The organism is Microcoleus sp. FACHB-1515 (assembly GCF_014696105.1).
Taxonomy (GTDB): domain Bacteria; phylum Cyanobacteriota; class Cyanobacteriia; order Elainellales; family Elainellaceae; genus JAAUTJ01.
On sequence record NZ_JACJPO010000002.1, the window covers coordinates 1 to 5,486 of the forward strand.

At 48.7% G+C, this 5,486-nt stretch carries 8 protein-coding genes; 2 read left to right on the forward strand and 6 right to left on the reverse strand.

The features are described 5' to 3' along the window. Window positions 1-98: 98 nt before the first annotated feature. The 3 genes from H6F67_RS00045 to H6F67_RS00050 form a co-directional block, all read right to left on the reverse strand. Complete coding sequence (locus H6F67_RS00045) at window positions 99-1,409, reverse strand: Nramp family divalent metal transporter (RefSeq protein WP_190762073.1); 1,311 nt, start codon at window positions 1,407-1,409, stop codon at window positions 99-101. A 93-nt stretch (window positions 1,410-1,502) separates the two neighbouring features. Then, window positions 1,503-1,595 carry a hypothetical protein gene (locus H6F67_RS28430; RefSeq protein WP_396797404.1) on the reverse strand — a complete coding sequence of 31 codons (93 nt, stop codon included), beginning with the start codon at window positions 1,593-1,595 and terminating at the stop codon, window positions 1,503-1,505. Further along, window positions 1,567-1,833 carry a YnfA family protein gene (locus H6F67_RS00050; RefSeq protein ID WP_242020417.1) on the reverse strand — a complete coding sequence of 89 codons (267 nt, stop codon included), beginning with the start codon at window positions 1,831-1,833 and terminating at the stop codon, window positions 1,567-1,569. The genes H6F67_RS28430 and H6F67_RS00050 overlap by 29 nt, the downstream gene beginning before the upstream one ends. 229 nt (window positions 1,834-2,062) lie before the next feature. On the opposite strand from H6F67_RS00050, the gene H6F67_RS00055 reads away from it, so the two are divergent. Then, entirely contained in the window at window positions 2,063-2,668 is a 606-nt protein-coding gene (locus H6F67_RS00055; RefSeq protein WP_242020418.1) for a L,D-transpeptidase, read from the forward strand. Here the strand turns inward: H6F67_RS00055 and H6F67_RS00060 are convergent. The 3 genes from H6F67_RS00060 to H6F67_RS00070 form a co-directional block, all read right to left on the reverse strand. Beyond that, window positions 2,665-3,315 (reverse strand): TraX family protein, encoded by a 651-nt coding sequence (locus H6F67_RS00060; protein WP_313926736.1) that lies wholly within the window; start codon window positions 3,313-3,315, stop codon window positions 2,665-2,667. The genes H6F67_RS00055 and H6F67_RS00060 overlap by 4 nt on opposite strands. Before the next feature lie 76 nt (window positions 3,316-3,391). Next, entirely contained in the window at window positions 3,392-4,015 is a 624-nt protein-coding gene (locus tag H6F67_RS00065) for a hypothetical protein (protein ID WP_190762075.1), read from the reverse strand. Between the two features lie 61 nt (window positions 4,016-4,076). Beyond that, window positions 4,077-4,478 (reverse strand): helix-turn-helix transcriptional regulator, encoded by a 402-nt coding sequence (locus tag H6F67_RS00070; RefSeq protein ID WP_190762077.1) that lies wholly within the window; start codon window positions 4,476-4,478, stop codon window positions 4,077-4,079. A 127-nt stretch (window positions 4,479-4,605) separates the two neighbouring features. On the opposite strand from H6F67_RS00070, the gene H6F67_RS00075 reads away from it, so the two are divergent. Then, a partial coding sequence (locus H6F67_RS00075; protein WP_190762078.1) for a cation transporter occupies window positions 4,606-5,486 on the forward strand: 881 nt, incomplete at its 3' end.

The following is a 5,486-nucleotide window of genomic DNA, read 5'->3' on the forward strand; positions in this document are numbered from 1 at the left end:
ATCGAACCGCATCAAACTTTGAGTGCCCAGGAACTCAAGCGGCGCATCTGTGATTACTTTGGCTGCACATTGCTAGAGCCACTCGCAAAACAAGTCTCTTAATCCTGCACTAGAAAGGTTTGCACTAGCAACCAAACATTTAGCCCGACGATTACGGTGGCGACCGCTCCAGCCAACAGCTTGAGCCAGATGGGATTGACAAACTCCCCCATCAAACGGCGATCGCTGGTAAACATCACAAGCGGAACGACGGCAAACGAAAGCTGCAAGCTCAAGACAACCTGACTCAAAACGAGTAGATCGCCAGTGCTGCGTTCGCCAAAAAAGATAATGGCGATTAAAGCGGGAACGATCGCAATCAGGCGCGTTCCCAGTCGGCGTACCCAAGGGCGCAGCCGAATTTGCAAAAAGCCTTCCATTACAATTTGTCCGGCTAATGTTGCCGTCAGGGTCGAGCTTTGCCCCGATGCCAACAGCGCCAAGCCAAAAATTGCGCTGGCTGCACTCACGCCCAGCAGCGGTGAGAGCAACTGGTAGGCATCTTGAATTTCAGCGACATCCTGATAGCCGGAAACATGAAAAGTGGCAGCCGCCACAATCAAAATGGCCGAGTTGATGAACAGCGCGATCGACAGGGCGACGGTGGAATCGATCGTGCCGAATTTAATCGCTTCCCAGCGCTTTTCAGAAGTCGGCTGCCAAGCACGAGTTTGTACAATCGACGAATGCAAATAGAGATTGTGCGGCATCACGGTTGCGCCCAAAATTCCGATCGCAATGTAGAGCATTTCAGGATTGCGAAAAATTTCACCGTTCGGCACATATCCCGCCAAAATGCCGCCCATGTCGGGGCGAGAAAATAGAATTTCAGCCGCGAAACAAACGCCCACTGTAGCAACTAGCGAAATTACTAGGGCTTCGACATAGCGAAAGCCCTTGCCCTGCAAATACAGCAGTCCTAATACGTCCAGAGCCGTAATGCAAACGCCCCAAATCAGCGGCAGGCCAAACAAAAGCTGAAGAGCGATCGCGCTGCCCAGCAGTTCGGCCAAGTCGCAGGCGGCGATCGCAATTTCACACAGCACCCACAGCACAAAGCTGACGCGCGGACTAAAGTAATCTCGGCAAGCCTGCGCCAGATCTTTTCCGGTTGCCACGCCCAAGCGCACACACAGCGATTGCAGCAAAATCGCCATCAGATTCGAGAGCAAAATCACGCTGAGCAGTGTGTAGCCAAACCGTGACCCGCCTGCGATGTCGGTCGCCCAGTTGCCAGGATCCATGTAGCCAACCGAGACGAGGTATCCCGGCCCAGCGTAGGCCAGCAGCTTGGGCCAAAAACCTTTGTGCTGTGGAATTTCGATCGTGCGGTGAACTTCAGGCAGGCTAGGCCGAGTGGGGGGAGGCATTGTTTTTCATAATCTTTTCATAATTGACTCTAGCAGCCTGAGCAGCGGCTCGATCGAAGTTAAGCAAATTTCACAAAAAGGCAGTTGGAAAAATCACCTTCTACGGGCATACATCATAATGACTGCACCGAAAACAATCATTCCAGCGCCTACCCAATCAGCGCGATCGGGTATGAAGCCGTCGATTTTCCAACCCCCAAAACACTGAGAGAATGACAAAAACGCCTCCATAGGCTGCATAGACTCGTCCAAAGTTCGCGGGTTGAAGCGTTGCAACAAATCCATAAGCAGCTAGCAAAATTGCTCCGCTTACTGCAAGCCAAAGGCTTTTGCCTTCTCGTACCCACATCCAAATGAGATACCCACCACCGATCTCGCACAGCCCCGCCACGACAAAAAAGAAGAGCGATCGAATGACATTCATTGTGTTCCTAAAGGTTGAAGCTACTTTAGAGCAGAGCGATTACGTTTTGATCAAAGTTGGTCTTAATAGCTTTTACCAGCTAAAACAATTTGTCAAAAAGATTCCTGCTCAGGAAAGTTGGAGCCGATCGCCCTCAAGAATTAGTTTAAACTCTTTAGAAGCAGTAGGCTGAGAGACGCAAAAACGCTAGCTTAATGTTCGATCGCCTAAGTTGATTTTTGCAAACGGTATGAAAGCCAGCCATCAGCACCGCAATTCAGTCAGGGTGCAGGACAAATCGATCGCGAATACCTTCATGCTGATGAGTTTCGGTGCGGCCTTCTTGTTGCTTTTGTCAGCCGGACGCAAGCCAGATTCGACTGTTGCAGTCAATCCAAATCCGCCGCTGGATGCAGAATCAGGAACGGTTGTCTTAACCTCATCTTCAGCACCCAATCCACTGGCTAAAACCTTTCGGCTCGTAGTGGATTTGAGCGATCGCCAGCTTAATCTTTACCAGAAAGGCAAGCTGATCTCGACTCATGACGTTGCGATCGGGCAAGCTGGTTGGGAAACACCAACGGGAACGTTTGAAGTCACGACAATGGAGAAGAATCCGGCTTGGGAGCATCCAATTACCGGAGAAATTATTCCGTCAGGACCAGATAATCCGCTGGGTTCTCGCTGGATTGGCTTCACGGAAACACCAGACGGATACATTGGATTTCATGGCACGAATGAACCGCAGTTTCTCGGTCAAGCAGTGTCTCATGGCTGTGTTCGAGTCGATGACACAGAGATTCAAGAAATCTACGATCGAGTCGGAGAAGGAACGCCCGTCATCATTCGCTCTTAACCCAAAACACTTGCTCTCGTTAGCCCAATTCTGATGAGGTAAAGCACCAACAAATGAACCGGGTAGAATAAGTAAAACCACCTTGCTTTTGCACCAGGCTGACGATTGACCATCTGCAAGATTAGCGGTGCAGCGATCGCGAAAAGTTGAATTTGACCAAAACTGGGTTGAGCAATCAGCAGAATCAAATGGAGCAGTATCCAGCTTGCCCACCACACGATTTTGTTAGGTTGAAAGTATTTGAGAAGGGCGATCGCCCCAATTCCATAAGCGCCATATTCAGCGCTACTCACTTCAGCTAGCAGACCACCTCCAATCCAACTCAAAACTTGAAATTGAGGAGCCTGTCTTGCTGTTCGTAGACACCCTAGCCCAATCAGCAAAGTAAAGAAAATATTTAATCTTTGAACTTGAAAAATAAGCTGATAGATCGGCTGAGAAACAATTCCTAACACCAATAGTCGAATTGCATACTGCTGAAAATTTCTGGTATGCGCTTCACCCTGCACTAATAGCCAGCAAAATAAAGGAAAACTCAGCCGTCCTAATACCCGCAGTTCCAAAATTTCGGGAAAGAAAACTGCGCCGATGTGATCGACGACCATCAGCGCGGCGGCGAGCAGTTTAACTTGATAGTTGGAAAGCACTTACAAGGAGACTTGATAGAAGGATTGAAGCGATTTTTTCATTCTACATTTAAGTGTCAGCTTGTACATTACTACATCAGCCGCTTACAGTAATGCTTTCTATAAAAGTATTCACATCTTTGTTGCTTTGATATACATTCCAAAGCTCGCAACCTACCTGATCCCACTGGGGATGAGATTTCTTTTGCCGACGATATTCGTGGAAGCGTTTATGAATGAAACGTAACACATCAGTCCAGAGAATTTGGGGTACAAGAGGATATTTTTGAGCAATACCAGAGTGTTGCTCACGTCCTAAACAGAGCAAGGAAACGTAGTATAGATGATTTGAGTAAACACCATGTTTGTAAAGAGATTTAGAAACTAGACTGCTTTCTGCTTCTGGAAAAGCACCGAGCGCTCGAATAATTCTTAGCATATTTTGCCGCTTGGGATCAGTCCAAGGAAGATTTAGATCGCAGACAGTGCTTTTGACTTCGGCAATCGCGATATACGACTTCTCTTTGACAGAAGCAAAGTATTCTTCGTCCTGCATGGGATTTGCAAGATTTTCGCCTCGGTACGGAAATCGTACTGCGAAAATATCAACATCAGTTGCCTGATTGCTGCCTCGATCAGGATGAACTACAAAGTTTGGAATGGTTAAAAAGCCGTTAAGTCTAAGATACCAATAAGCGAGCTGCTCTGATTTAATTTGCATTCTTTCAGTTAGAAGAACCTGCCATTGATGTTAGCAAGTCGCTTAACAGTTTGTGTAGCAACTAATGCTCATTCATGTGGTCTGTCACTTCTTGATAGAGGTTGATCACGTGCGTGTCAGCCAAGCTGTAGTAGACGTTGCGCCCTTCTTTGCGGTATTTCACCAGTCTGGCCGATCGCAACACGCGCAGTTGATGCGAGACAGCAGACTTGGTGAGCTTAATGGCCGCAGCTAAATCACACACGCACAGTTCTCGATGCGCCAAAGCCGATATTAACCGCAGTCGATTGGGGTCAGACAGAACACCAAAAAATTCTGACATCTGCTGCGCCTTCTGCATCGACAGCATTTCTGGCTGCACTTGGCGTACCGTGTTGAGATGAACCAGATGTTCGTCGCAACCGGGCGCATCTTCGGCTGGAGTCTGCTGCGATTTTGATTTGGGAGAGGTTGATTTGTTCATCTCGGTGAGAGCGATAAGCAGTTCAATAAAATGATAATCATTTTAATATCTGAATAGTTGTTCATATATTGCATTAATTGTGTTAAAGTGCAGAGCAGTTCTTCCTGATGTTTTGCTGGCAACGGCCATGACTCAAACTCCGTCCCTTAAAACTCAACAAATGCAGGTCGGCGGTATGGACTGCACGAGCTGCAAAATGAAAATTGAAGGCAGCTTAGAGCGGCTCAAAGGTGTGGATGAGGCATCCGTTGTCGTTGCCACTGGGCAGCTCACCGTCTCGTATGACCCGCAGAAAGTTAGCGAGGCGCAAATTCAAGAGCGAGTCATCGCGCTGGGCTACACGATCGCAACCGGGCGATCGCCCGCTCCCCAATCTGTTCGCACTCCGACAGAACACAATCACGATTACGGCGGACACAGTGACAACGATGGGCATGATCACGAACACAGCGAGGACGACGGGCACGATCATAGGCACAGCCACGGCTCCAGCGAATTTGACCTGAAGGCAGAACTGATTCCGGTGCTGATCGTTGTGGTTCTATTTGTCATAGGGCTTGTTTTTGAAGACACCTTGCACGACACGCCCTACAGCATTGCTGAATATGCCGTGCTGATTCCGGCCTACCTGATTAGCGGTTGGACAGTGCTGAAGTCGGCAGGGCGAAACATCCTGCGTGGGCAAGTGTTTGACGAAAACTTTCTGATGACGATCGCCACAGTGGGAGCGATCGCCATTCACCTGCTGCCCGAAGCGGTCGCCGTGATGCTGTTCTTTCGGATTGGCGAACTGTTTCAAGAATACTCGGTGGGGCGATCGCGGCGATCGATCAAGGCGCTGCTAGAAGTTCGTCCAGATTCGGCCAATCTCAAAGTTGGCGGCACAATCAGACAAGTTGCACCGCAGTCCGTTAAGGTTGGCGATTTGATTCTGGTCAAGCCTGGAGAAAAAATTCCGCTAGACGGAGAAGTTTTAGAAGGGGATTCTCAAGTCGATACCTCAGCCCT

What these genes read in the sequence shown, in the direction of transcription:
- H6F67_RS00055 (WP_242020418.1), top strand. Translation starts at nt 2,063, where the DNA reads ATGAAAGCCAGCCATCAGCACCGCAATTCAGTCAGGGTGCAGGACAAA.
- H6F67_RS00065 (WP_190762075.1), bottom strand. Translation starts at nt 4,015, where the DNA reads ATGCAAATTAAATCAGAGCAGCTCGCTTATTGGTATCTTAGACTTAAC.
- H6F67_RS00070 (WP_190762077.1), bottom strand. Translation starts at nt 4,478, where the DNA reads ATGAACAAATCAACCTCTCCCAAATCAAAATCGCAGCAGACTCCAGCC.
- H6F67_RS00045 (WP_190762073.1), bottom strand. Translation starts at nt 1,409, where the DNA reads ATGCCTCCCCCCACTCGGCCTAGCCTGCCTGAAGTTCACCGCACGATC.
- H6F67_RS00050 (WP_242020417.1), bottom strand. Translation starts at nt 1,833, where the DNA reads ATGAATGTCATTCGATCGCTCTTCTTTTTTGTCGTGGCGGGGCTGTGC.